Annotated in this window: 23 protein-coding genes; 1 reads left to right on the top strand and 22 read right to left on the bottom strand. The window is 44.3% G+C overall.

The window, feature by feature from the left end; all coding sequences use genetic code 11:
- Positions 1–17: 17 nt before the first annotated feature.
- From AC3CAU_RS05775 to cysM, 22 genes are all read right to left on the bottom strand, one after another.
- The gene (locus AC3CAU_RS05775) at positions 18–1,238 is read right to left on the bottom strand and encodes a beta-ketoacyl-ACP synthase (protein ID WP_131216703.1); all 1,221 of its coding nucleotides are present in this window, start codon (positions 1,236–1,238) and stop codon (positions 18–20) included.
- Positions 1,238–1,963: a 3-ketoacyl-ACP reductase FabG2 gene (locus AC3CAU_RS05770; protein ID WP_131216704.1), complete on the bottom strand. Its 726-nt coding sequence runs from the start codon at positions 1,961–1,963 to the stop codon at positions 1,238–1,240. The genes AC3CAU_RS05775 and AC3CAU_RS05770 overlap by 1 nt, the downstream gene beginning before the upstream one ends.
- Positions 1,960–2,397: a hotdog family protein gene (locus AC3CAU_RS05765; RefSeq protein WP_131216706.1), complete on the bottom strand. Its 438-nt coding sequence runs from the start codon at positions 2,395–2,397 to the stop codon at positions 1,960–1,962. Before AC3CAU_RS05765 ends, AC3CAU_RS05770 begins: the two co-directional genes overlap by 4 nt.
- On the bottom strand, positions 2,394–3,593 hold the full coding sequence (locus tag AC3CAU_RS05760; RefSeq protein ID WP_447053632.1) for a beta-ketoacyl-[acyl-carrier-protein] synthase family protein: 1,200 nt from the start codon (positions 3,591–3,593) through the stop codon (positions 2,394–2,396). Before AC3CAU_RS05760 ends, AC3CAU_RS05765 begins: the two co-directional genes overlap by 4 nt.
- An 11-nt stretch (positions 3,594–3,604) precedes the next feature.
- Positions 3,605–4,156 (bottom strand): DUF3261 domain-containing protein, encoded by a 552-nt coding sequence (locus AC3CAU_RS05755; protein WP_447053633.1) that lies wholly within the window; start codon positions 4,154–4,156, stop codon positions 3,605–3,607.
- A 1-nt stretch (position 4,157) separates the two neighbouring features.
- The gene (locus AC3CAU_RS05750) at positions 4,158–5,456 is read right to left on the bottom strand and encodes an NAD(P)/FAD-dependent oxidoreductase (RefSeq protein WP_447053634.1); all 1,299 of its coding nucleotides are present in this window, start codon (positions 5,454–5,456) and stop codon (positions 4,158–4,160) included.
- A 21-nt stretch (positions 5,457–5,477) separates the two neighbouring features.
- Positions 5,478–7,802: an MMPL family transporter gene (locus AC3CAU_RS05745; protein ID WP_447053635.1), complete on the bottom strand. Its 2,325-nt coding sequence runs from the start codon at positions 7,800–7,802 to the stop codon at positions 5,478–5,480.
- Entirely contained in the window at positions 7,777–8,424 is a 648-nt protein-coding gene (locus AC3CAU_RS05740; RefSeq protein WP_447053636.1) for a LolA family protein, read from the bottom strand. Before AC3CAU_RS05740 ends, AC3CAU_RS05745 begins: the two co-directional genes overlap by 26 nt.
- Positions 8,425–8,429: 5 nt before the next feature.
- Positions 8,430–8,849 (bottom strand): acyl-CoA thioesterase, encoded by a 420-nt coding sequence (locus tag AC3CAU_RS05735; protein WP_447053637.1) that lies wholly within the window; start codon positions 8,847–8,849, stop codon positions 8,430–8,432.
- 19 nt (positions 8,850–8,868) lie between these two features.
- Entirely contained in the window at positions 8,869–10,401 is a 1,533-nt protein-coding gene (locus tag AC3CAU_RS05730; RefSeq protein WP_447053638.1) for an HAL/PAL/TAL family ammonia-lyase, read from the bottom strand.
- The gene (locus AC3CAU_RS05725) at positions 10,401–11,279 is read right to left on the bottom strand and encodes a lysophospholipid acyltransferase family protein (RefSeq protein WP_447054340.1); all 879 of its coding nucleotides are present in this window, start codon (positions 11,277–11,279) and stop codon (positions 10,401–10,403) included. The genes AC3CAU_RS05730 and AC3CAU_RS05725 overlap by 1 nt, the downstream gene beginning before the upstream one ends.
- Before the next feature lie 55 nt (positions 11,280–11,334).
- Positions 11,335–12,069, bottom strand: a complete 735-nt coding sequence (locus AC3CAU_RS05720; protein ID WP_447053639.1) for a glycosyltransferase family 2 protein — start codon at positions 12,067–12,069, stop codon at positions 11,335–11,337.
- Between the two features lie 12 nt (positions 12,070–12,081).
- Positions 12,082–13,752 (bottom strand): ApeI family dehydratase, encoded by a 1,671-nt coding sequence (locus AC3CAU_RS05715; RefSeq protein WP_447053640.1) that lies wholly within the window; start codon positions 13,750–13,752, stop codon positions 12,082–12,084.
- Positions 13,753–13,764: 12 nt separating this feature from the next.
- A complete protein-coding gene (locus AC3CAU_RS05710) occupies positions 13,765–14,319 on the bottom strand; it encodes a COG4648 family protein (protein ID WP_447053641.1) in 555 nt (184 codons plus the stop codon).
- Positions 14,316–14,564 carry an acyl carrier protein gene (locus AC3CAU_RS05705; protein ID WP_131216725.1) on the bottom strand — a complete coding sequence of 83 codons (249 nt, stop codon included), beginning with the start codon at positions 14,562–14,564 and terminating at the stop codon, positions 14,316–14,318. Before AC3CAU_RS05705 ends, AC3CAU_RS05710 begins: the two co-directional genes overlap by 4 nt.
- 9 nt (positions 14,565–14,573) lie before the next feature.
- Entirely contained in the window at positions 14,574–14,834 is a 261-nt protein-coding gene (locus AC3CAU_RS05700; protein ID WP_424619281.1) for a phosphopantetheine-binding protein, read from the bottom strand.
- A complete protein-coding gene (locus AC3CAU_RS05695) occupies positions 14,831–15,631 on the bottom strand; it encodes a lysophospholipid acyltransferase family protein (RefSeq protein WP_447053642.1) in 801 nt (266 codons plus the stop codon). Before AC3CAU_RS05695 ends, AC3CAU_RS05700 begins: the two co-directional genes overlap by 4 nt.
- Positions 15,625–16,263, bottom strand: a complete 639-nt coding sequence (locus AC3CAU_RS05690) for a beta-ketoacyl synthase chain length factor (RefSeq protein ID WP_447053643.1) — start codon at positions 16,261–16,263, stop codon at positions 15,625–15,627. Before AC3CAU_RS05690 ends, AC3CAU_RS05695 begins: the two co-directional genes overlap by 7 nt.
- A 236-nt stretch (positions 16,264–16,499) precedes the next feature.
- Positions 16,500–18,806, bottom strand: coding sequence for a RelA/SpoT family protein (locus tag AC3CAU_RS05685; protein WP_131216734.1), 2,307 nt, complete (start codon positions 18,804–18,806; stop codon positions 16,500–16,502).
- A 17-nt stretch (positions 18,807–18,823) separates the two neighbouring features.
- Positions 18,824–20,227 (bottom strand): 23S rRNA (uracil(1939)-C(5))-methyltransferase RlmD, encoded by a 1,404-nt coding sequence (gene rlmD, locus AC3CAU_RS05680; RefSeq protein ID WP_424619274.1) that lies wholly within the window; start codon positions 20,225–20,227, stop codon positions 18,824–18,826.
- Positions 20,228–20,233: 6 nt separating this feature from the next.
- The gene (locus AC3CAU_RS05675) at positions 20,234–21,055 is read right to left on the bottom strand and encodes a 3'-5' exonuclease (RefSeq protein ID WP_424619272.1); all 822 of its coding nucleotides are present in this window, start codon (positions 21,053–21,055) and stop codon (positions 20,234–20,236) included.
- Positions 21,056–21,077: 22 nt separating this feature from the next.
- Positions 21,078–21,998 carry a cysteine synthase CysM gene (gene cysM / locus AC3CAU_RS05670; protein ID WP_131216741.1) on the bottom strand — a complete coding sequence of 307 codons (921 nt, stop codon included), beginning with the start codon at positions 21,996–21,998 and terminating at the stop codon, positions 21,078–21,080.
- 153 nt (positions 21,999–22,151) lie between these two features.
- Between cysM and AC3CAU_RS05665 the strand changes: the two genes are divergently transcribed.
- Positions 22,152–24,962 carry a GacS-like sensor histidine kinase gene (locus AC3CAU_RS05665; protein WP_447053644.1) on the top strand — a complete coding sequence of 937 codons (2,811 nt, stop codon included), beginning with the start codon at positions 22,152–22,154 and terminating at the stop codon, positions 24,960–24,962.
- Positions 24,963–25,067: the final 105 nt, after the last annotated feature.

Raw genomic sequence — 25,067 nt, 5'->3', positions numbered from 1 at the left:
TTACCCTCTTGTTGTTGTTAAACCCGTTTAAAAATAAGGGAGGTATTAATTCCTCCAAAAGCAAAGTTATTGCTCATAATAATATCAGCATGCATATTTCTAGAATCATTCACGATGTAATCCAGATCGCCACAGGCTTGATCTATTTGTTCTAAATTTAATGTCGCAATAAATTGACTACGTTGCATCATCTCAATACTCAGCCAAGCTTCTATCGCGCCACATGCTCCCAGAGTATGCCCAAAATAGCTTTTTAAAGAGCTGATCGGTTTGTTACCTAAAATTCTTGCAGTGGCCTGAGTTTCTGCAATATCGCCCTGATCGGTGGATGTACCGTGCGCATTGACATAGTCAATTTGGTCTGCCTGAATTTGCGCATCAGCTAATGCCATTTGCATACAGCGTCCCATCATGTCTGAATCCGGACGTGTGACATGCTGACCATCGGTATTGCTGCCATAACCGATAATTTCTGCATAGATTTGCGTACCACGGGCTTTGGCATGTTCATATTCTTCTAAAATTAAACAGCCCGCACCTTCACCCACCACTAGGCCATCACGCTGGGCATCAAATGGACGTGGGGTTTTTTCCGGATGTTCATTTTGACCGCTGGTGGCCAGTAATACATCAAACACCGCTGAACCTGCGGCACTCAGTTCTTCTGCTCCCCCTGCCAGCATCACGGTTTGCTTGCCGTACTTAATCGCTTCATAGGCCTGGCCAATCGCCATGGAACCTGAAGTACAGGCGCTTGAAGTCGGCAGAGTTAAGCCTTTCAAACCAAAATAAACGGTCATGTTGACCGCACTGGTATGCGACATCATGCGGATATAGGTGGTGGCATTGAGCTTATTCATGTTGTTATCAAGCAACATGCTGCCAAACTCGCCAATCGCGTCGACACTGCCCGCAGATGAACCAAATGCTACACCGGCTTGACCACTGTTCAAGATTGGATCATTTAACAAAGCTGCATCTTCCAGCGCTTTTTCCGCACATATGGTTGACATTAAGGCCACTCGCCCCATGCCACGTGTCACTTTACGGTTAAAATGCTTGGGAATGGTAAAAGACTCTACCGGACCGCCCAATTTGCTGCGCAAGTCAGTGTAGACTTCCCAGTCCGGCATATAGCGAATACCGCTGTTACCCTGTTCAAATTGAGCAAAAATCTGATCCGCCGTTTCACCTAAAGAAGTGATTCCCGCCATGCCCGTGACCACAACACGTTTCATCAAATCAATCCCCCATTGACTGAAATCACCTGTCGGGTGATATAACTGGCATCATCGCTGCATAAAAATTTCACTACTTTCGCCACTTCATCCACCTGTCCCATGCGTTGTAGTGGAATCATCTTTAAAGCATGTTCTTTGACTTCTTCGGTGACCATTTCGGTTTCAATTAAACCTGGTGCCACACAGTTGACGGTAATTTTTCGTTTCGCCAGTTCCAGTGCCAATGCTTTGGTCGCGCCAATCAAACCCGCTTTGGCTGCACTGTAATTGACCTGACCGCGATTGCCCATTAAACCTGACACAGAAGACATGGTTACAATGCGTCCACCCTGTTTCAGGCGAATCATCGGCATCACTAAAGGTTTGAGCACATTATAAAAACCGCCTAAAGAAGTCGAAACCACTTCATCCCAGTCATTGTCGGTTAAAGCCGGAAATGCAGCATCACGGGTTAAACCAGCGTTTAACACTACACCGTAAAATGCACCATGTTCTGCAACGTCCTGCTCAAGCAATTGCATGACGTTTTCACGGTCATTTACGTCAAATAAAAGCGCATTGCTGGATTGTCCCAAGGCCTGAATTTCTTGTACTACCTGTTCGGCTTGTTGCTGTCTTGAACGCGCATGCACCGTGACATCAAAACCCGACTGCGCCAATTGCAAGGCAATCGCTTTACCAATCCCACGGCTTGAGCCGGTTACTAAAATTCTTCTACTCACTTTGACTTCCTGCTAGTTTCTTTCATTTCTGGCGGCTCAAATACACTCAACATGGCACTAAAACGATGTTCTCGGTATTCAATTTCACATTGAAACTGCCCCAACCCCTCATGCAAATAGCTTTGTTCCGCTTTAATCCGCACGGTTTCCCCTAAAAAAAAATAAGGCACGGGCAACTGCATTTTGCGGGTACCCAGTAAAAAACCGATTTTCGGTGGCAAGCCTGACACTTTTCCTTTATGTCCGGCATAGGCACTGATCGTCTGCGCCATCAGTTCAATACTGGTCCAGGTCGGTAGGCCCTCAGCTTCACAAAACATCAGTTCAGGGCGAATCACCAGTTTTGCGATGGCAAAATGTTCATTCGCTTCGATGAGATGATCTACAAACACCATCGGCTTTTCATGCGGGATAAACTGTACTGCATCCATCATTTCAGTTTTGTTCCAAAAATCAAACCAATATTGCTGCCGCCAAAAGCAAATGAATTACTCATCACATACTGGATGGGCTGTTGCAGTGCTGCACTCAGCACATAATTGGCTTCATCTAGCTCTGGATCGATATTGCCGGAGTGATGCAAAGGCAACCATGATTGATCAGCTAACACCTGCTGACAAATCACCGCTTCAATGGCGCCGGCTGCACCCAGACAATGTCCGGTCTTATGTTTGGTACTGCTAACTGGCACATCATATTGCTGGAATACCGTCTGAACCGCTTTAATTTCCATGGCATCATTTTGCGGGGTCGCGGTGCCGTGCATATTGAGGTAACCAATATCGTTTGCGGTAATCCCAGCCATATTCAAAGCTTTTTGCATAGCTTCAGCAGCGCCTTTGCCTTCCGGATGCGGTGCGGAAATATGCCAGGCATCCATCGACTCACCGGCTGACATCAGCATTACCGGTGCAGTTTCTTTGGACAACAAAAACAGGCCTGCCGCTTCACCAATATTGATGCCATCACGCTGGGCACCACAGGGCTGACAAAGACCACTGGACAGGCTTTCTAGACTATCAAAACCATTTAAGGTCAGCTGACACAAGGTATCGACACCCCCGACCAGCACTGCATCGGCTAAACCGGCATTAATCAAACGCTGTCCTGCTGCCATAGCTTTGGCGCTAGAAGAACAGGCGGTGGAAATAGTATAAGCCGGCCCTTCCCAGCCCAAATACAGTTGTAAGGCTTTGGCCAGACTGTCCATTTCCTGTTTGTAATGCTGAACGTCTACATCTGCCTGATTGACAAAATATTGTTTCAGCAGTTTTTCATTATCGGCAATACCTGAGGTCGATGTGCCCAAAATAATCGCCAGACGTTTGCGATCAAACTGCGCGGTATATGCTTTCACATCCGCCTCAATTGAATTTAAAGCCGTCAAGGCAAAACGTAGATTGCGTGAATCTACATCCTGTAAAAAATCTGGAACAGTTTCGATTAAAGGTTGCTGATAAGCGCCTACCCAGACCTGTTTTTCAGGAATAAATCCAGAAACCAAGCTCAAAGTATTTTGCGGTGTGGTTAGTGCCTGTTTGATCTGTTCTGCTCTATTGCCGAGTGCGGATAAACCCACACTAAACTGGATGCCCACTGCAGGATGTTGTGTCGTGATTTTATCACCCATGATCATGCCTCTTATTCAGTGCTGTCCACATCTGTATTTGCTAAGCCATCGTTGATGCGACTAATCACCATTTGATACGGTACCTGCAGATTATTTAGCTCAATCACATCATCCTGCTGCTGAATATTCAGTACATGCTGCTGGTTGATGAGTACTTTCTGGGTCTGAGCGGAATTTTCAATCCGGACATTCTGTTGCTGTAGCTGAGCAAAATTTGGATAAGTTGCATATAAAATGTCACGTACTACAAACTCGAATGGCAACAGCTTCATCTGTTCAATGCGCTGTTCGACATGCACCTCCTGACCATCAAAACTGAGCTTAAATAGTTGCTGTCCGGTCAGGGTCAACGCCAGCATCTCCAGCTTTTGTCCTTGCTGCTGCTGATACAGCAAAAAGCTAAAACTCTGCTCTTTCCACTGGATTTCTAACTGATCCTGACGCTGGTAATTTTGTGCAGCCCAAGTTGTAGTGCTTAAACCTTGTGCTTTGGGTAGCATGGATTGGCAGCCACTACACAGCAGCACTGCACTGATGAACATTCCTGACCATTTTAGCTGCATATTAGGCACCATCACTGAGGGTTTCAGTTTGCTGCGGATCACGGCAATATTCCGCCAAGGTACTTAAACGCTTTTTGGCATTTTTATGAATCGGATTGGTGGTATCCCATGCATAACCGGCAAGTAAGGAGGAAACCATCCGACGAATCTTTTCATCTTGCTGGGTGGAAAACACCACATCCTGAAATTCACCCGTATACCAAGATTCCACATAGGCACGGAACACTTGAATGCCTTCACGTAGTGGTTTTTCGTACTGTTCCATCCAATTGACTGATTGCCCTTGCAGTACTTGATCCACTAAAGGAATCGCGAGACTTGAGGATTTTAGTGCAATGGTGACGCCTGAAGAAAATACCGGATCAAGAAATTCACCGGCATTGCCCAATAATGCATAGTTATGGTCAGCCAAATGTTTCACATTGGCCGAATAGCCCACCAAGCTACGCACTGGCGTATCAAATTTGGCATTACATAATACCTGCGACAAGCTTTCGTCATCAGCCAGAATACGTTTCAACAAGACTTCTACATCATAATCAGCGCTGCCATCAAAGCCATAGTGTTCAAAGAAGTTCTGCTCCGCCACCACACCAAAAGAGGAACGGCCATCGGCAAATGGAATCAGCCAGTACCAGGCGCGATGATCTTTGGCATGTACCGTAATCAGGATTTTTTCGCGATCAAAATCGGGATCATCCAAAATGCCATCTTCAATATGGGTAAACACGGCACGACGTACCGGAAAATTGGATGGACTTTCCAAATCTAAGAACTTTGGCAAGATTCGGCCAAAACCACTGGCATCGAGTAAAAACTTCGCCTGAATCTGATACACATTTTCCTGCTGGTCTTTTACAGTTAGTACCGGATGTTCTGACGCAACATCAACATCAATCACTTCATGACCAAAGCGGATTTCTGCACCGTATTTTTCCGCCTGCTGTGCCAGTAAATGGTCAAAGTTGGCACGGCGCACTTGCCAGGTCGTGCCCGGACCATCCGTAAATTTTTGGGTAAAGTCATAAAAACTGCGCTGCTTGCCCCTTAAAAATGCCGCGCCGTTTTTAAACTGAAATGCAAACTCGCCTACATGCTCACGTACCGTATCCAGTAGCCCGGCTTCTTCCAGAAAAACCATGCATTGCGGTAACAATGATTCACCAATTGAAAATCGCGGGAAATACTGTTTTTCAATCAGGGTCACCTGATAGCCCTTCTGGCGCAGCAATGCTGCTGCCGAACTGCCTGATGGCCCCGCGCCGATAATCAATACATCTGTGTGTTGCATGGTGCTCATTGCACTGTACCTTATAGTTTCTCAGCTCTTTGGCTGATATTGTTGAAGCACCACATGTTTGGCATCGGAAGATGTAAACAAGGTTGCGTAAATAAATGAAAAAATCACCCCAAGTAATACCGTCAAACCAAAGCAGTGAATGGCATAAGTCTGGCTAAAGGATAATAACCCGAAACCCAATAAAGTTGACATCATACAAAGGAATAGCGCCATGCCCACCACTTGTGGATGATCATGTCCGTGGCGGTAGAAAATGGCATAGTCCACCCCAATCCCGATAATCAGGAAGGTGCCCATAATGCTGAATAAATTAATTTCTACACCCAGCCAGGCCTGAATCGCAAAGGTGGTCATCAACGCCAGACTCACCGGCAATACCAAAGGTAAAATGGACTTGATGCCATAAATCACACCCAAGCTGATCGCCAACGTGATTAAGGCGGACACCAGTAACCACTGTGCCTGGATACGATGCCGTTGAAACAGTTCAGACATCTGATCGACTGGACTCAATAATTGTACTTGTGGGCCACTTAGTTGCTCTAAAGCCTTCACATCGTGCACATTTTGCAGCAGCACCAGTCGCTCGGTAGGACTCATTTGTAAAAATGCCAAAGGATGCTGCTTCATTTCAACAGGACTGAGTAATGGCTGCTGGACAAGTTGTTTTTGCCAAGCCAAGACCTCTGCCGGATTCAGTTGCATCGCCGCGGCATAATCCTTTAAAGCACTGGCTGGAATACCCTGCAATAATTGGATATTGTGCTGTTGCTGTGCAAGTGATGGCAACCATTGACCTAAAGCTTGAAAAGTATCCAGGGCCTTTTCACTTTGCAACAGTTGCAGTTTTTGCAGCAATTGCTGTTCATTTTGTTCAAGCTCTGCGGTCGTTTTGCCATGCACCACAAAATATTCGCTGCTTTGTTGCTGCATAAAACGTTCACGGACGTACTGATCTTCCTGCTTCAGTTTTTGATCCATACTTTGCAAGTTACGGATATCGTCATTGCTTTGCAGCCACATTAAGCTGCTGCCGGTGACTACAGCAATCACTGCAATTAAGCCGTAATGCAGACCTTTTTTGCTCTGGATGACCGCACGTGCTTTGCCAATAAAACTGAGGGTTCGAATTGCAGGTTCCGCATTTAAAGGTGGCAAGCGTGGCAGCAATAAAACACTGGTGACCCATGCCGCAGTCAGACCGACCATCGAGAAAACAGCAATCTGTTTAAAGCCCGGAAATGGGGTAAAGCTCAAGAAGATATACGCGACCAAGGTGGTCATCAAGCCCATAAAAAGACTGGGTAACAGCGGTTTGAGTACCGCAAAACCGTTGATCTGTCGATGCTGCGATTGCATCGCCATAAAGTAAAAAGAAAAATCGACGCAGACCCCGACTAGGCTGGCACCAAACACCAAAGTCATCAGGTGAATTTCACCAAACACCCAATGGGTAATGGTAAATGCCACCAGACACCCAGTTCCTACGGCAATCATTTCAGTCAGCATTGGACGGACCGAACGGAAGCCAAACAGTACCAAAAGGAAAATCCCGATGGTAGAACCTACCCCAATAGTCGAAATTTCTTTTTCCGCCGAGGTGGTACCGAATTGGGCAAACAGCAAAGTACCACTCCAATGCGGTTCAACCTGTATCGGTTTTAGTTTTAAATTTAACTGCTCAATCCATGCGGATGTTTTTTGCTGATAATCAATATTGTAAGAGCTATTTTTGAGTTCCAGCACCACAAGTCGTGAAATGCCCTGCTCATCCCGGAGGGTGGCAAAGCCATCTTCCAAAGTAATATCCGAATTGCTCTGCAAACTGGATAAACCCATAACATAACGCGGAAATAACAGCAGTGGATCTTGTTGTAATAGTTCTGCCGTAACGGGCATGCCCGGACTCATGATTTGCAATAAACCCTGTTCAGTCAGGGAGGCATAATCTTGTTGTTCAAGCAGCTTTTGATCAGCCAGTGTGACTAAACCAGCCCGATGCCGATATAACACCTGAGCAAACTTTTCACTATCTAGCTGTGCATGTAGCGGTTGCCATAAATCCGTTGTCGCCACGCTTTGTTTAAAGGTGCGGGTAGCTTTTGTTAGAGCTGCATCGTCTTTGGCATTCAGCACCACAAATACTTTGTCATTCAGCTGCTGACTGACATATTGTTGCGCCCGTTCCAACCGCGGATTATGATGGGCTTCCGGCAATAATGCAAAGATATTGGTTTGAATGTGAATATCTTTTTTCAGCCAAGCTGTACCCAGCGCAATCGCGATCACGCTGAGCACAATCAGCCACAGCGCCGTAAATTTATTTTGCCAGTTGGAAAAGTGCATTTTCCTCAGCCGTTAAGGTTTGGGGTTGAGTGGTTTGTTGGCTAAAGCGAATGGTGGTGCTGTTGTTGCCTTTTTCCTGCAACACAATACGATCGACATAACGCTGCCCTTGCGCATCGACCCGGACAAACAATTTTTTAAATAAACTGCTTTTCGGGGTTAAAGTCACATTCCATTGCGCCGGGTTATAACTGGCCGAAACAACATTAAAGTTTTTGGCGATTGCGGCTTCATTACCCGACATCAGCTGCAAGAACATGGTCGCAACCGAACCATAAGGTGATTTATCAATTTCAATCTGGCTATAAGTACGCTGGGTTTTTTGCACCAGTTTACGCGGGGTCACAATCAAGTCGGCTTTGACTGGGGTGTGAATTTTCCAGATCACCCCTTCTGATTTGGAGAATAGCACCGTGCCTTTGGAAACAAAGGTTTTATTCATTGAAGCCAATTTTTTTTGCTGTTCAAAATTGGCACGCACGGTAGGAGTCGCGGAAAGCTGTCCAAAGATTTGTCTGAGCTGCGGATTTTGCGCATGCACCGCTTGCGGCAACATGAATGTGAGACACAGCAAACTCGCTAAAAATAGCCATACTGCACGTTGTAGATTGATCAATGTCATCTGCTTTACTCCGGTTTAAACTCAGACCAAGCGTTTAAACGCTGCAATAAAATTTGTGGTGACTGGAAACACATTTCACGGTTTTCAATATGTACCGCCACTTGAGTGGTATAGCCTTTGGTCAGTCTTTTACCACTTTGGGCATCAAAAATCTGATATTCAATTTTCAGACGATTTTCCCATTCTTTTAAAATGGCGCGCACCCGAATTTTCTGTTGAAACAGAATGCCATGCGCATAACGCACGTGGCTTTCAATCACAGGCCATACATAGCCGGAGTCACGCATCTGCTTATAGTTATAATCAAACTGGTCCAGCAATTTGCAGCGTGCAATTTCAAAATATTTTAAGTAATGCCCATGCCAGACCACGTTCATGGTATCCACATCATGAAATGGCACTTCAATGATTACATCGGCATGCATAGTCTGTTTCCTATCAGGTTTAGCGAATAAGTTCAGTGCTTAATAATTCTAAATTTTCCAGACGATCCACCAGCTGTTGCAATTCATGCTGTAATGGTCGGTCTTCTATCACGTAATCAAAAGTTTGTAATACCCAAGCCTTAAATGTGCCGAGCACTTCGGACAATTGGCTATCCAAAGCTTTCAAATAGATGGCTTGTACACTGGCACAGCACAATGCGGCAATCACCTGTTCAGCCAGCACAATCACCCGACTGGCATCACGCGCAGCAATGGTGCCCATACTCACTTTGTCCTGATTATGGCATTCGGTCGAGCGCGAGAAAATTGAAGCCGAAAGCGTCTGTTTCAATGCCTCTGCCGTCCATGCCGACACGCCAATCTGTACGGCCTTAAAACCATGATTCAGTGGTAAACGTTCTGCGGTCGCTCCGGTCAAATTACGCGGCAAACCGTTATTCATTTTATAGTCCACCAGTTGCGCAAATTGACGATCCATTAAATCGGCAATATTGGCAATCATGATTTTCAGGCTATCCATGGCTTGAGCAATATGACCGCCATAGAAATGCCCCCCATGCAACACACGTAAATTCACCGGATCAATCAGCGGATTATCATTACTGGAATTCAGTTCATTTTCAATAAACTGGCGTAACCAGGGTTTGGAATCTTCAAACACGCCAATAATATGCGGCGCACAGCGTAGTGAATAACGGTCTTGCAAACGTGAACTCTGATGTTCGGTTTGCACCTCACTATTCAGCCAGTCACGCAGTTGTGCGGCAATATTTTGCTGACCCGGATGCGGTTTTTGTGCAAATAGTACTTCATCGAAATGACTTGGATTACCTTCCAAAGCCAAAACATTCAGCGCGGTAATACAAGTACTGGCCAAACTGATCTGTTCCGCTTTTTTATAGTTGAGGCAGGCAATGGCTGTCATCACCGCAGTACCATTCATCAGTGCCAGACCTTCTTTAGGACGTAGCACCAAAGCCTGCATATTTTTTTCAGCATAAACGCGACTGATCGGAACAATCTGACTTTGAAAGTAAACATCACGCTCACCGACCAAAGCCCCCGCGATATAGGACAATGGCGTTAAATCACCACTGGCCCCGACTGAGCCTTCCGATGGAATCACCGGAATCACATTTTCATTCAGCATCCACACCAGACGTTCCAGCAGCGCATGCGAAACACCTGAATAACCACGAGCTAATGAACACAGACGGGTTACCACCACTGCACGTGCCGTGATTAAATCCAGATTCTGACCTAACCCACAGCCATGAAAACGAGATAAATGCAAAGGCAGTTCATTGACCTGATGCGCAGGAATCTCGACCAGACATGAATCGCCATAACCGGTGGTCACACCATAAATCACGCCTTCATCCTGCAACAGCTGATCCAGAAAATCAGCACCGCGCTGAATTAACTCACGCCATTTAGCAGATGTAGGCAAAGCCACTGATTTTTCCTGACGTGCAACCGCCACCACATCTTCAATTGAAAGTGGCATTTCCCCAACAACTAACACTTGCATTATTGTTTGTTCCAGAAATTATAAAAATTAAACCATTGATATGGCGCACGAATACAGTGCTGCTCAAGTAATGCCACATATTGTCGGGTGATACTTTGTATTGCTTGCTGACGGTGGTTTCGCGGGAAATTCAGTTGCTCGGCAATCGAGTGAATATGCACTTCAAAGCTGTCGGCCACACGATAACAAAACACCGCCAGTACCGGAACTTTCAGCAAACTGGCGAGAATCCACGCGCCTTGCGGCCAGTTGGCTTCTTCACCTAAAAATGAAATCGGCTGTACCCGATCTGACTGCACCGGTACACGATCTGCCGCGACAATGACCCACTCCCCCTGATCGAGTTTTTCTTGTAGGATCATTGCGGTTTCAATACCCAGCTCATCCACCGAAACCAGATTGACATCGGCATGATCATTCAGTTTTTTTAGAAACTGGTTAAATTTGGTGGCATGCTTTTGATAGACCAAGACATTAATTTTTTGTGGATGTTCCGACTTGACTGCCCTCAGCAACTCAATATTGCCGAAATGCGAAACGACAATGACCGCGCCTTTTTGATAATGCTCGCGGAAATGTTCATGTCCATGTAAAACCAGTTGCTGCTCGGGGATTTTACCCAGCCAGCCCTCAATTTTATCCAGAATACATTCACCAAACTGCATGAAATGCTGATAGCTATGCGCCAGACTGGGCGTATGCAGAAACGGCGAATGACTGCCTGCAAAATGGTGTAACCGAGTCAAATATTGCAGCGAAACCTGACGTGCGGCAGTCGCAAACAGCCAGTACCACAAAATAATAAAATACATCAATACCCGGCATAACCAACGGCCACCCAAACGGTAAAACGCCAGCACCAGACTCAAAGAGGTCATGCCGCCACGTTCTTTAATCTCATTCCACTGGATTTGCTTCAGCTCAGTCACGCCATCAACCTTTTACTTTCTTTGACAGCAATTTAGGCAGACGCAGCAGCATGCCGCCAAACAAGTGCAAATGTGCCTGACTTATACCAATATTGTCACGCCATACCTTGAAATGCGAAATGCCATCTTCGGGGTAAACCACTTTGGTCGGCACGTTGATAAAAGGCACCTCTGCCCATTTTAAACGCACCAAAATTTCACTGTCAAAACCCATACGCGGCTGAAATTTTGCAGAATCCAGCACCTGAATGGTACTAGCCAGCGGATAAACCCGGAAGCCGCACATGCTGTCCTTAATCTCAAAAGACAGGCTATTAATCCACACCCAGATGTGGGTAGCATAACGGCCATAAAGGCGTTTTTTCGGAACCGATTCATCAAATATAGGCTGACCGATGACCATTGCATCCGGATGTTGCTGAGAGATTTGCAGGAATTTTGCCACATCCTGCCAGTCATGCTGACCGTCAGAATCGAGCTGTAAGGCATGACTAAAACCCAGAGTATGTGCATGGCGCAACCCTGTAATCACAGCCTGCCCTTTACCCTGATTATGACTATGTTCAACCAATTCTACCAATGAGTGTTGTGCTGCAATCTCATGTAAAAGTGCTGTACACGTGGCATCACTGCCATCATTCACCAGAATAATAGGCATCTGAAACTGATCCAAATGGATTACCAAAGCTTCAATATGATGAGGATGGTTATAAACCGGAATGACAAAACATTGCTGCATCTACATTTACCTTTAAATCGGATCGTTTTGTGTATGAAATAACAAGCGTCCAGAGGCCAAGGTCTGCTCTGCATGACTTAATACAAAACTGACTTTATGCAGTTTTCTCGACAATTTCAGTTGCAGCACCATATAAGGTTGAATTAAATCCTGAAATTTGAGCTGTTCAAAACCGTTGCACCATTCAAGCTCTGCCCAAGTCTGACGGGCAAAATGTTGAATAAATCCAATCTGTCCTACACCCGGAAAAATTGGATAATCTGGAAAGTGACCTTTAAAGCATTCCAGTTCTGGAGAGAACTCGAGGCGATAGAGCACCTGATCTGGTTCATTCTGTTGCTCCAACACAATAGGCAATAACATAGGCTGAAATAAGGATTTCATGTATTGTTTATTCAGCTTAGATTGGGCATTTTGCGGTAATTGTGTCAAAAATCGCCATTGTCTTGGAATGGCGATGCTTTCCAGCTTTGAATTTAACTGCACTTTAATTGCGGCTACACATTGTGCTTTGTTGCTGCTTTGCAGCTGTTGTCTGGCCTGCTCAGATAAAATCGCCACACAGACTAAAATCTGACGATGTTCCCGTTCCAGAATCAACACATGGCACTGGACAATCTCATCTAGCTCGACAATTTTCTGTTCAATGGTATCCAGACTTAAGCGTTTTTCTTCCAGTTTTACAATACGGTCTAGTCGTCCCAGCAAACGAAATGGACTTTTGGGATTTACCGCATCAATCACTTCAACTTTATCGCCAGTGAAAATCCAGTCTTTACTAAAAGCATGATTGCTTCTAACTTGCAGTTCCTGTTGCTCGCCGACCTGAATATCGACATTAGCAAAAGGTGTCCACAAGGCATCATCTTGCTTTCGATATGCAATCCCGCCAGTTTCGGAGCTGCCAAACACTTCGGTAATCGGCCGATTCACATAAGGACGTATTCCCGACTCCAGTTTTCCACCCGATGAATATACCGTTAGGCAGTCTTGCAATAACACATCGCTGGTCCAGCGTTTTAACAACGCGGGACTCGAAGCCACATAATTATTCATCTTAAAAGCAGCTAATTTTTTTTGAATATCCGCAACATCTTCAGGGAAAGCCAGCTGGGTCTGATAAAAACAGCGACCGCTTGCCAGTGGCCATAACAACTTAAACAGCAAGCCATAAATATGCTGATGACTGACGGTTGCAATGGCAATCGACTGCTCAGGCAATTGAAAACTGGCATCCAGTCCCTGCACTTCATTGAGTAACTGACGCAAGCTGCGCGGGATTTTTTTCGGCTGACCGGTAGAGCCGGAAGTATAAAAATAGATTTTCGCCTGATGCAAAAAAGCATCATCCAGATTCAGTTCAATATTTTGATTTTGTGCTAATGATACTGACTGACGTTGCAAGAAATAAATGTTCTGTTCCGCGAGTTCTTTCTCTAAATCACTGACCCGATTGGGGGGCAAAAGTACCTGTTTTTTGGCCAACAGTGCAGCAAACAGCAGCACTAGGAACTGATAACTGTCAGGTTCCCACAAAGCCCAACTTTGCTGTGAAAGTGACTCAATTGCATGACTTTGTTGGATCACGTCCTGCCAGAAATCCTGAAAACGGATTTGGTTTAAATCAGGCTGAATACACAGCGCTTTCAGTGAATGAAGATGACTCTGAAAATGACACAACATAACAATCCGTTTTTATTCCTGAATTTGGTTTAAGCGCTGCTGTCGCTTACGCAAGATAAATTCGCCCAGTAATAATAACCCCATCAGTAGATAGGAAATAAAACCGTTATACAGCACCCAAATCTGCATTGGAGCAAACAGGACGGTCGCCAAGGCAACAAGGGCATTCAGCACAAAAAAAATGCACCAGACGATGGTGACTTTACGGGTCCAGATCACCCCGGTTTCAGGTAAGTCCGGTTCTGCCAGACGGGCAAAACGCTCAATCATGGAAGGCGGTTTAACTAAAGTCGAGGCAAAAATCATACACGCCCCGACACTCATAAACACCGGATACATTTTCAGCCAGGCATGATCTTTTAAAATCAGGCTTAAGCTGCCACATAAAATCGCAAATCCGGTTAAAGGCCACAGTAAGGCATTGCCCTTGCTGAACAGACGCAATAATCCTAGGATAATCAGCAGACTGCTGACCCAGATATATTGACCATGCGCTAAACTATAGCCCACTAAAAAGGGATAGAGAATCAGTCCGACTGCCACTATCCCTTTCAAGATCAATTTCATGCAGCAGACATATTCTGAATAACAGTCACCACGTCTTGAACCGTGCGAACATTTTTAAAATCTTCTGGATTGACCTGTTTGCCGGTCAATTCTTTAATTTTGACCACTAGATCAATCGCATCAATACTGTCTACATCCAAATCATTCGCCAAATTCGCATCCAGCTGAACATCTTCAGGTGTAATTTCGAACAGATCTTCCATCCATTCTCTTAATTTTTCAAGTACTTGTTCCTGAGTTAACATTACAACCTCTTACGCCTTTTGCTGTGCTTCAACCAAAGCCACCAGGCTTTGAATTGATTTAAAATGTTGCTTGGTTTCTGCTGATTCAGCATTTAAGTGAATGTTGTAACGTTTTTTCAGCGCCAAACCAAGTTCCAAGGCATCAATGGAATCTAGACCTAAGCCATCACCAAATAAAGGTGCTTCAGTTTCAATATCTTCTATGCTAATGTCCTCAAGGGCCAGAACATCAATAATCATTTGCTTTAATTCATCAGCAAGATTGCTCATTTTTTAGATAACTCTTGGTTAAAAATTTGGTGTAATTGATGATTCAGATGACGTACATTTTTCGGATTCACCGTTACATCATCGAGTAGATCATCGACTTGAATGGCATCCAGAACCTTCACATGAATATGAAACGGCTGTGAAGGAACGTGATACCATTTTTCATTTTTGGTTAAAGTTGAAGGTGTACAGGTAATCAGCACCGGACGAATCGGCACATTGGCACGAATCGCAATGTTCGCTGCACCGCGCTGAAACTCATTTAACAGTTCACCTTTTGCGGTACGTGTCCCTTCCGGAAAAATCAGTAACGAAGCTGACTGATCCTGCTGTAATTTTTCCACACAGTCATGAATAAACTGTTCAGAACCGGCATTTAAAATATAGCCGGCATTTTGCACAGGACCTTTGGTAAACGGATTCGACCATAGTGTATGTTTCACCACACAGTTGGCCTGTTCCATTAAACCAATCAGCACCACGACATCCACCAAAGTTGGATGGTTGGCAATCACCAGTTCCTGTTTACTGTGCTGTAATTTTTTCAGACCTTCAATGTCATAGGTCATAATTCCAAGTTTTACCATCATTTCGGTAAAGCCCTTTAAACTATGTTTAATCACTTTTTGCGTACGTTGCTGACGCAAGCTCGGATTCTGGGTCGACAGATTGACCAACGGTGCAACCAGTCCACCAATCGCCACACCGCCAATGCCAAAACTGGCGAAACTAAAACCGGTTGCACCAACACGCCATAAATAATTAGCTTTTTGCTTAATTTGAGCTGCTTTTAACATTTTTGCCATGCCTGAGTTTGAGAATGCTCAAGACTCTGTTCAGATTGCTGCCAAAAATCATAAAAATTTTGCGCATCCAGATATTTATGCCGATGATATGTTAAGGCTTTGATATCCAGTTGTAGGTTTGGCGCCTCTAAACTAATCACTGCCGACATGGCAAAGCCATTAAAGGGCTGAAATTCTTTATAAATCGCCGGTAAAGCTTCATCATAATACACCACCAGTACTCGTGCATTGGGGTAACCGGTGGTTTTTAACCAGGCATAGGCTTCAATCAGGGCTTCGCTCCAAGATGCCGCCAGACTGGTCGACGGCGTGGCATCCTTACATAAAATCGAATACAAGCCGGCAATCGCATTATGCACCGAAGTTGAAAACTGCGTTGGAGATGGCGTTTGATCTTGCAGCACATCGGCCAGAATTTTCAAAGTTTTATGTTCATCACCATATTGCGATGCCCAGACAATATAGTCCACCGATTCTGCATTCAACGATTGAATCGCGCTATTTAAAGCCAATTTTGCAATTCCGGATAAGCGTCTACGCTGCATGGCAGGAATCTGTGCTAAGGCGGGAACGGTTTCGTCGGCACGACTCATATATAGGTGGGATACATTTATTTGAATCATTGCCGAAATTTTCCATACCCTAGAATGTAGTTTAGCTCGAGGCTATTTTATTCGCGGGATTATAGCATTTGTCATAAAAATTACACAAAAAATATCCTGTATACTTTCAACAATACAAGCCTATTACATTGATTTAATTATATGTTTTAGATCTAACTTGTACAGTCATTATGGCGTGCATAAAAAAACCAGCGACAAAAGTTGCTGGTTTTTCACTAAAAGCTTAAATGTTGGGTTTAATTACCCTGTACCAAACGTCGTGCGCTAATAATTCCCGGTTGTTGCTCTAAACGTGCCAACAAACGTGATAACTGTGCCAGACCTTTCACTTCAATTAACAACTTCATATTGGCAATACCATCTGTTTCTGAAATGGTATTCACCTGACGAATATTAATTTGATCCGAAAAAATCACTTGAGTTAAGTCTTTTAGCAGACCACGACGGTCGTAGGCCTCCACTACAATCTGTACGCTTTGACCTCGGGTCGGTTGCATTTCCCAATCGGCTTCAACCGCACGTTCAGGTTCTTGAGAAATCATCCGGATATAGTCCGAGCATGCAACTTTATGGATGCTTACACCACGGTTCAACGTGATATATCCACCAATTGATTCCCCATGTACGGGTTGGCAGCATTGTGCAATATGCAGTTCTACGTTGTCCAAACCGTCAATTAAAATGCCATGTGCAGACAAAGTATGACTGGCACGTGGATTCAATGTCGGCTTGAGTACCAATTCAGGTTCATCTTGACCGATGTGCATATGGCGGTTGACCTGATTGATCAAGGCATGCAAACTAATATCGCCATTGACCAAACCAATCAGAATATCTTCACCCAGCTTGACATTAAAGTGATTGCAATAATCACTTAAATCAATACTTTTTGGGTGAATCGCTAAACGTACAAGTTCTTTATTCAGAATTTCACGGCCAACTTCCAGGTTTTTACTGCGATCTTGCTGTCTAAACCAATGCCGCAATTTATCTCGCGCCCGGGACGTCTTGATATAACCCAGCGAGTTTACCAACCAGTCACGATTCGGATCACGATCTTTTTTGGTTAAGATTTCAACCTGTTCACCAGTTTTCAAGGTATAGGTTAAAGGTACATAGCGCTGGTTTACCCGCGCTGCATAACACTTGTTCCCCACCTCGGTGTGAACATGATAGGCGAAGTCTAAAACGGTTGAACCGCGCGGTAACTCTTTAATGTCCCCATCACGGCTAAATACATAAATCTTTTCAAAACCTTCGAAATCTTGAACTTGTTCGAAACTTTCGGAATCATCATCTGATTTATGTGCGCTGGCATCATTACGTTCTTGATAATGCTCAAGTACTGCACGCAAGGAATGTAAGCGATGGTTAAAAGAGTGGTCGGTATTTTTTGCACCTTCTTTATAATTGAAGTGCGAACAAACCCCAAGCTCTGCCTCGTTATGCATATCTTTGGTACGGATTTGCACTTCAAGCGACTTGTTCTCTGCAATGACTGCAGTGTGTAATGAACGATAGCCATTGGCTTTAGGATTGGTAATGTAATCATCAAACTGGTGCGGAATATGACGCCAGATTTGATGCACAATCCCCAAGGAGTGATAGCACTCAGGTACATTCTTGACCAATACCCGAACCGCTCGAATATCATAAAGCTGATCGAAACTCAGGTTTTTACTTTTCATTTTTCGATAAATCGAATAAATGTGTTTCACTCGTCCGGTAATATCTGCTTCGATATCATAGCTTGCCAGTTCATTTTTCAGTTTATCAATGACAAACTGAATATATTGCTCACGCTCTAAACGTTTTTCATTCAGTAAGGTTGCAATTTCTTTATAGCGCTCTGGGGCTAAATAACGAAACGCTAAATCTTCAAGTTCCCATTTAAGTTGGGCAATCCCTAAACGATGCGCCAAAGGTGAATAAATGGTCAGAATTTCTCGCGCAACACGCTCTTGACGTTCACGTGATGCTTGAGTCAGTTCTCGCAAAGCATAGGTACGCTCTGCGAGTTTGATCAATACCACCCGAACATCTTCAGTCACAGAAATCAGCATTTTATAAATGCCGCTTAAATGCTCTCTTTGATTGTTATTAAAATGGTCTTCTAGACGTTTGTTCTTTTCAATCAGTTCAGAAAGCTTACCCATCGCCAAGGTCCCTTGGACCAGACTATGCACTTGCTCGCCAAAATGTTCCCGAACTTCTTCAAGCGTCATGACACCTTCACGCACACTTCGGTACAGCATTGCTGCGGACAAAGTGTCTTCATCCACATGTAAATGCGCCAAAATATCCGCCATCTCAATACCGGTATAAAAGGTATTGGAGCGATGATTGACAGTGGTTTGCAACTCTTTATGTAAAGTTAGATGAGCAACTTCTTCGAGTTGTTTAAGCGCTGCATCATCTAATATGCCACGAACCCGATCCAGCCATTCAGCCAAATCATGTCGAGCTTGTTCGGCATGCTCTACAGTCGCTTCCTCGGACAGCTCATTGAGACGTCCAGGAAGTTGTTCACGTACTGTGACCATACCCTTCTCCTACCTCTTTACTTATCATATTCTAAATCGTTTATTTCTTTATCTTTTTCGAATAAGGCAATAGATTCGACATGTCCCGTATGAGTAAACATATCCATCACCCCCGCCTTTTTTAATCGATAGCCATGTTTCACCAACACACCGGCATCACGTGCCAAGGTTGCAGGATTACATGACACATAAACGATTCTTTTTGCACCAAATTTAGGTACATAATGCATTATTTCCTCTGCACCAGAACGCGGAGGGTCTATCAATAATGCATCAAATCCCTGTTTTGCCCAAGAATGATGTGAAAAATCTTTTGTTAAATCTTGTGAATGAAAATGTACGTGACTCATCGCATTATTTTTGGCATTTTCTGCACCACGTTGAACCATTTCTTCACTTCCTTCGACAGCTATGACTTGCCCTGTTTCACCGACACAACGAGCCAACGGTAATGAGAAATTACCTAGACCACAAAATAAGTCTAGAACACGCTCACCTTGTTGCAACTGAAGCAAATCACATGCCAGCTTCACCATTTGCGGATTAACGGTTGAATTCACCTGAGTAAAATCGAGCGGATTGAAGTCAAATTTCACATCAAATTCATCCAGTGCATAATGCAAACGCATCGCCGCGTTCGGATCATCCACACGCTGTAAACTGTCTGAACTGGCGGGTTGTAAATACAATTGCCACTGCTTGTTTAACGTAAACTGTTTTAATTGGTTGACATCATCTGTTGATAATTTTTCAGTATGACGAACCACCAGTGCAATATCTTCATCACCCATGGCCAATTCTATATGACCAATGGCTGCTTTGGCTGTTAGACTTTCGAGTAACTTTCTTAAGTCACGAATAGAGCCAAATTCACGATCCAGCACCAGACAGCGGTCAATCGAAATCAGTTTATTACTTTGACGCTCACGGAACCCCACCACCAGTTTGTCTTTACTTGGAATATAACGTACTCCAATCCGGGCTTTACGACGGTAGTCTTCACGTTGTGAACGTAATGGCTCTAACCATTGTTCAGGCTGGATTCCGGCAAAATGTTCTAAATGTGACTTTAAAACATCCTGTTTTAAGCGAATTTGTTCATCTTGCTGAATGTGCTGCATATTGCAACCGCCACACACGGTAAAGTGGGGACATTTCGGTTCAATACGTATGGCAGCAGGTGTGCTTAACAGCTCAATGCTATCCGCTTCTTCTAAACGTTTTACCACATTGGTAATTTGTGCTTTAACAGTTTCACCAGGTAAAGCGTAGCTGATAAATACCTTTTTACCCTGTTTGTCACTTGGGTGATCCGGATGTGTTCCATAGTGCGCTATCCCCCGTCCTTCGTGTGAAAGTGACTCAACCTGAAAAGTGTAAATCGGATGTTGAGCTGGACGTGGCTTGGTTCTATGTTTCATGAATACCTAGAGTGTGGGAGATAAAAAGTCTGCAGCTGTAAATTCAGTACGTTGTGAGGTTTCACGCCATACTGCTAAAAACTCTGCATGTTGCGGTTGAGTCGATAAAAATTCGATGGTGCGCTGAACTGCCTCACGATAATCATTGAGCGAAAGCTGACCTTTTAACAAGGACCAGCGCAGATAAATCAGCCAGGTATTTAACACGTCACCTTCGCAATAACTGGTGAGCTTTTGCCATTCTTGCTGTCGTACATATTCAGGTACATGATAGGCGCCATCACCACGCTTTCCTGGATACCCCAGTAAATGTGCCACATCATCTAACTTTTGAAATTGACGACCATTGAACATCGCAATCACATCCATCAAATCGACATGACGATGATGATAACGATTCTGGTAGTTATTATAGCGCTTTTGCTGATTAATTTCGCCCTGATCGAATAAAGCAGGCGCAGACAAGCCATGATACATGGCCCGAAACAGGATCACTGGCAAATCAAATTGTGAGCCATTCCAACTAACTAAGGTGGGATGACGCTTGTCAAAAATCGAGAGGAATTTCTTTAAAATTTCTGCTTCAGTATGCTGCTCTCGACTAAACGAGAACATTTTGATACCACCTTGCGCATCAATCCATAGACCAGAAATACAGACAATCTCATGCAAGGCCATGCGTTGAAAGTCCATGCCCGACTCTTGGCGCCGTAATTTAATCAACGCCTGTTCCAGATCTGCTTCTGGCAAATCCAGACCATACAAATGCGCTCCCGATTTTAAATCGGTCAAGGTTTCTATATCGAAAATTAAAACAGGTAAGCGCATCTTAACTCACAAAAATTGAGATTTATTCAGGATCTTTTACAGAGAATAAACCTGTAGAAAGATAACGGTCACCACGGTCACAGATGATACATACAATCACCGCGCCCGGATTTTCTTCAGCCAGCTTGATTGAGGCCCAAACTGCACCACCTGATGAAGTTCCGGCACTGATGCCTTCTTTGCGCGCCAATTGCCGTGCCATTTTTTCCGCTTCAATTTGCGGAATATCCATAATCCGGTCAACGCGTTTCGGATCAAAAATGGTGGGAAGATATTCTTGTGGCCAACGACGAATACCTGCAATATTTGAACCTTCAGAAGGTTGTAAACCGACAATTTGAATATCCTGATTTTGTTCTTTTAGATATTTGGAAATCCCCATAATCGTCCCGGTGGTTCCCATGGAACTGACGAAATGGGTAATTTTACCGCCTGTCTGTTGCCAGATTTCTGGACCGGTGGTGAGGTAATGTGCTTCGACATTGTCCGGGTTACCAAACTGGTTCAATACCAATCCCCTACCATCTTTTTCCATTTGCAGCGCCATATCACGCGCCTCTTCCATGCTTGAAGATTCAATCAGTTCAGCGCCATAAGCACGCATCGCATCTTTGCGTTCCTGACTTGAACCTGTTGGCATAATGAGTTTCATTTTATAGCCACGCATTGCAGCAACCATAGCCAAGGCAATACCTGTATTTCCGCTTGTCGCCTCAATCAGTGTATCACCCGGTTTAATTTGACCACGTTTTTCAGCTTGCATAATCATGTTATACGCTGGACGGTCTTTTACCGAACCTGCAGGATTATTTCCTTCAAGTTTAGCCAATACTGTTGCTTGAGTGTGACTTGCTAGACGTTGCAAACGCACCAGAGGGGTTTTTCCTACGTAGTGGTCTAACAAAAATTCGTCTGCTTGAAAATCAGGGGTGGTATTACTCATTATTTGCACCTATATCGAGGTGAGTCTATTGTATGAAAAAATGCTCCGCGCTGCACCCATTTAACAGGCTTTTTATTGAAAGTGATTAAAGCACAGTCAGTTTTAAATAAAGCGTGCTAATATTCCGTGCATAGAAAATAAACTGCTTTAACCATGTCAAATATCAATAAAAAGTTATTTAAACGTCTACACTTAAATCATGCTTATGGACAACTCATTGCACTGATTTTTGTGCCGATTATGATTTTGGCATGTGTCGGGGCTGTGCTGGTTTTGTCTGAGACCTCCAATGCATCGCGTGCACAGCAACGCCAAATGGCAATTGCTATTATGACCCGTTATCAGCTCACCTCCGAAGCAGCAATCGATTTATTAAGCAATTATCCATGGCAGTATGATCAAGCCCGTAATGCCATGCAGGTCATGCTGAATGAAAAATATTTAATTCGCGCAGCTATTATTGATAATAAAGGCAGAAACCGCTTAAGCATCGGTTTTCAGGATCAGGAGCCTTGGCCGAAGATTAATTCTAAAGCCTCTTTCGTCGGCCCTATTCTGCATCATGATAATAATATTTATTCACTAAAAATTAATGAGCATACTGAAGCGCCTGCACGGTTGGTGATTGAACTGGACAACCAACCCCTTGAAATTGCGCGTTATCGAGTCATGGTGGTGCTGATTGCGACAGGCTTACTGACTTTATTGCTACTTTTATTGTGCCTGAATTTCTATTCGCGTCGCTGGATTGCACCGATGTACGAAATTCGCATGCAATTGCAACGTCTGAATGCCGATACTCTTGATCAACACATGGTGATTAACAGTACCGGTGAATTGCGTCTGTTGCAGCGCGATATTGCCAATGTGGTCAAACGGCTGCACTTTAGCTTTTTAGAACTTAAAGAACATACCGAACAAACGGAAGATGATTTACGCCGTACCTTAGATACCTTAGAAGTTCAGAACATTACTTATCGTCAGGCCCGTGACCAGGCGATTTCAGCCAACCAGTCCAAATCGGTATTCCTGGCCAATATCAGTCATGAATTGCGCACTCCATTAAACAGTATTGATGGCTTTATTCATTTATTGCTGCGTCAAGGCAACTTGAGCAATGAACAAAACCTGTATCTGCAAACCATTCGTAAATCATCTGCCCATCTTCTGGCCCTGATTAATGACGTACTAGATTTCTCGAAAATTGATGCCGGTAAGCTGGAACTGGAAACCGCGCCTTTTGATCTGGAAGAAGCCATTTTTGATGTGATGGATATGTTGTCCCCACTCGCGGCTCAAAAGCATATCGATATGGCTTTTTATTATGCCGATAATATTCCAACGCAAGTGATTGGCGATGCATTACGCTTTAAACAGATTCTCACCAACCTAATTTCCAACGCGATTAAATTTACCCCGGACGGTGAAATCATTGTCCGTGCCCGTATGGAGCACGACGATATTGGACAATGCCTGTTGCACTTTAGCGTGCAGGACAGCGGGATTGGCCTCAGTGGTACTGACCGTAAAAAACTGTTTGAATCCTTCTCGCAAGGTGATGCTTCGGTGACCCGTCAATTTGGCGGCACGGGGCTCGGTTTGGCCATTTCCAAACAGCTGGTGCATTTAATGCAAGGTCAAATTGGCTTTGAGGACAACCAGGAACGTGCACCGACTGAAAAAGGTTCCACATTCTGGTTTAGCGCCATGTTTGCTGTAAATGACGACATTGACATTGTTCATCCGCACTTTAAGAACATGCAGGTGGTGTCTTATTTGGCCCATCCCGCGACTGCCAATATTCTGCGTCATTATCTGGAAAATTATGAGGTGCATCATGTTGAAACCAGCTCGATTCTGGATCTGTTCAGCCAGCTCAATCAGTTCTCGGAAAGTGATGAAAATACCTGGCTGATTGTCGATCATAGTGGTGATGGCGAAGCCTTGTTGAAAGAAATTCGTAATCGTTACCACGGCAATATTGCGGTGTACGGTTATCAGATGTCGCTGGATCCGAACATGCTGAATGAATATCGCGCGCGGCCGCTATATCAGCCTTTAAGCCGTAGCGCCTTAATCCAGCTGTTAAGCAATCAACCGATTTTCGATCAGGATGTGCATGAAGAATTTAATGGTCAAGGGCTGCATGTCCTCGCTGTTGATGATCACTTGCCGAACCTGATTGTTTTAGAAGCCCTATTGGGTGAACTCAACGTCAAGACCACCAAGGCCTTAAGTGGCCAGGAAGCACTGGAAATCATTCAGGACCGGATAGAAAAAAATCTGCCAGCATTTGATGTCATATTTATGGATATCCAGATGCCCGTAATGTCCGGAATAGATACAACGCGTGCTATCCGTTCGCTGGAATCGACTTTAGAAAACCATAAACGTCTGCCGATTATTGCCCTGACAGCACATGCTCTGGCCGATGAGAAACACAAATTGTTGCAGGTAGGGATGGATGATTACGTCACCAAACCGATTCAAATGGATCAGATCATTCAAATTTTGACCCAATTGACTTCAGAAAATTTTAAAAAGCCCAAAACTGTCGATAAAGCTATCCTGATTGAAGCCCTTGATCCAAACATTTTAGACTGGCAACAAAGCTTACAGCTGGCAGCCAATAAAGAAGATCTGGCAGTCGATTTACTTCAAATGCTGGTCGACAGCTTCCCTACAGAACTGAGTGAAATGCAGCAGTTGATTGAAATGGAAGACTTCCCGCAACTTGAACACGTGCTGCATCGGTTATATGGAGCCACCCGTTATGTCGGTGCACCTGATCTGCAAGAAGCAACCGGAAAATTTGAGCAATTTGTTTCCTCGTTACGTAAAGAACGCCGTAAAGCCGATGAAACTTTTATTCAGGAAACCTTAAAACGCTTTGATGAATTACAGTCGGTCATTCAGCAAGTCGAACAAGCATCGCAGCAAATTTTGAACAAACAAAATACTTAACGCAAGCTAGGCGGCATTTCAAAAGTCATGTCTATCTGCAGATGTGACTCTTGTGTCATGTATCGTGACATGTATCAGAGAAATGCCCGTGGTATGCTCAAAACA

The organism is Acinetobacter sp. GG23 (assembly GCF_057766365.1).
This window is presented reverse-complemented; position numbering and strand designations above follow the sequence as displayed.